The 2,146-nt window shown below is 71.4% G+C and carries 1 protein-coding gene and 2 pseudogenes; all 3 read right to left on the bottom strand.

All coding sequences use genetic code 11. The annotated features are described in order from the left end of the window. A pseudogene (locus tag ACFV5N_RS20200) lies at window positions 1-295 on the bottom strand (collagen-like protein); the annotation flags it as partial. A gap of 247 nt (window positions 296-542) precedes the next feature. Beyond that, on the bottom strand, window positions 543-1,649 hold the full coding sequence (prfB, locus tag ACFV5N_RS20195) for a peptide chain release factor 2 (protein ID WP_385601604.1): 1,107 nt from the start codon (window positions 1,647-1,649) through the stop codon (window positions 543-545). Between the two features lie 129 nt (window positions 1,650-1,778). Next, a pseudogene (locus ACFV5N_RS20190) lies at window positions 1,779-2,146 on the bottom strand (serine/threonine protein kinase); the annotation flags it as partial.

Raw genomic sequence — 2,146 nt, 5'->3', positions numbered from 1 at the left:
GGTCACCACCCTCGTCGGCACCCTCGTCGGAACCGCCCTGGTCCCCGCCCTGGTCGGCACCCTCGTCGGAGGCGCCCTGGTCGCTGCCCTCGTCATCGCCACCGCCATCGGTGGCACCCTCGTCCGCACCGGCGGTGACGCCGCCGAGAATGTCCAGACTGATGAGCGAGTCATCCTTTTCGGTCTTGGCACCGCTCGCGTTGGCCGTACCGACCACCGCGAGGGACGCGCCGGCCGCGAAAATCGCCGCTGCGGCAACCCGCGCGACGTTGGCCCGCGTCTTGGAACTGGCCATAAATCCACTACCCCCTGTAGTTATTGATTCTCGACAATGACTGTCGTGGGGTCGCAGCCTCACTCAAGGGCTGCGGCGGCGCTGCGGGAGGCATCCTCGGCGGCTCAGGCCGGTCCGTACTGACGTACCCCGCTGCAACTCGCACCCCAGAACACAGGCATGCCGCGAACAGCTTTCCCGCTCGTCATGCGAGCGTCAAGCGGGATGTCCGTTAAATGCCGTTCAACGCGTGAGAATTGGGTGAAGGTTACTTCTCCTGCTGTTTGCGCCAGCGGATGCCCGCTTCGAGGAAGTCGTCGATGTCCCCATCGAGAACGGCCTGCGGGTTACCGACCTCGTGCTCCGTCCGCAGATCCTTCACCATCTGGTACGGCTGGAGCACATAGCTGCGCATCTGGTTGCCCCAGGAATTCCCGCCGTCTCCCTTCAGAGCGTCCATCTTGGCCTGCTCCTCGGCGCGCTGGTGCGCCAGCAGCCTCGCCTGGAGGACGCGCATCGCGGCGGCGCGGTTCTGGATCTGGGACTTCTCGTTCTGGCAGGAGACGACGATGCCGGTCGGCAGGTGGGTCAGCCGCACCGCCGAGTCGGTCGTGTTGACGGACTGGCCGCCGGGCCCGGAGGAGCGGAACACGTCGACCCGGATCTCGTTCTCCGGGATCTCGATGTGGTCGGTCTGCTCCACCACCGGCAGCACCTCGACGCCCGCGAAGGACGTCTGCCGCCGGCCCTGGTTGTCGAACGGCGAGATCCGCACCATCCGGTGCGTGCCCTGCTCGACGGAGAGCGTGCCGTACGCGTACGGCGCCTTGACGGTGAAGGTGGTCGACTTGATGCCGGCCTCCTCCGCGTACGAGGTGTCCAGCACCTCGGTCGGGTAGCCCTTGCGCTCGGCCCAGCGCAGATACATCCGCTGGAGCTGTTCGGCGAAGTCCGCCGCGTCGACCCCGCCCGCCTCGGCGCGGACGCTGACCATCGCCTCGCGGCCGTCGTACTCGCCGGACAGCAGCGTGCGGACCTCCAGCTCGTCCACCGCCTTCTGCACGGCGGCCAGTTCGGCCTCGGCCTCGCGCCGGGTGTCGGCGTCGTCCTCCGCCTCGGCCAGCTCGAACAGCACTTCCAGATCGTCGATCCGGCTGCGCAGTTCGTCGGTCTTGCGCACCTGGCCCTGGAGGAGGGCCAGCTTGCTGGTCACCTGCTGGGCGTTCTCGGGGTCGTCCCACAGCGAGGGCGCCGCGGCCTGCTCCTCCAGCGCGGCAACATCGGCCCTCAGCTGGTCGAGGTCGAGGACAGCCTCGATCGACTCCATGGTGGAGGCGAGAGACTTCAGAGCTTCGGATACATCGACTGCTGCCACATACCCCAGCCTAACGGCTGCCGCATCCCACCCGGCCGCCCCGTGCCTCCCCGGCCTCCCGGGGCCCGCCGAGGGCCGGGAGGCCGGGGCGCCGGCGGCGGTCCGCCGTGGCCCGGGGCGCGGGGACGGTCAGGGGGTGGCGGTGGGCGGGAGGTCCTGCTCCGCCGTCTCCCCCGTGCCCCGGCCGTCGTCGGTGCCGTCGTCGCCGCCCGCCAGCAGCCAGCCGCCGAGGGCGGCGGCCGCCGCCACACCGGCCGCCACCGTGACCGCCAGCCGGCGCCTGCGGCGGGAGGCCGCCTGGTGGCGTGCCGAGCCCGCGCGGGCCTGGCCGGGCGCGCGGGGCGTGCGCGCCGTACCGTGCGCGCCGCCCGCCAGTTCCTCCGGGCCGGGCACCCGCATCCGGGTGTGGGTGGCGCGTTCGTCGTCGAGGAGGCCGGGGTGCACCAGCGGGACGGCGGCCGGCAGCGGCCCCGGCTCCGCGCCGCGCGGCTCCACCG

The organism is Streptomyces sp. NPDC059853 (genome assembly GCF_042731495.1).
GTDB lineage: Bacteria > Actinomycetota > Actinomycetes > Streptomycetales > Streptomycetaceae > Streptomyces.
The sequence above is the reverse complement of the archived record's forward strand: the minus strand, read 5'-3'. Positions and strand labels throughout refer to the sequence as shown.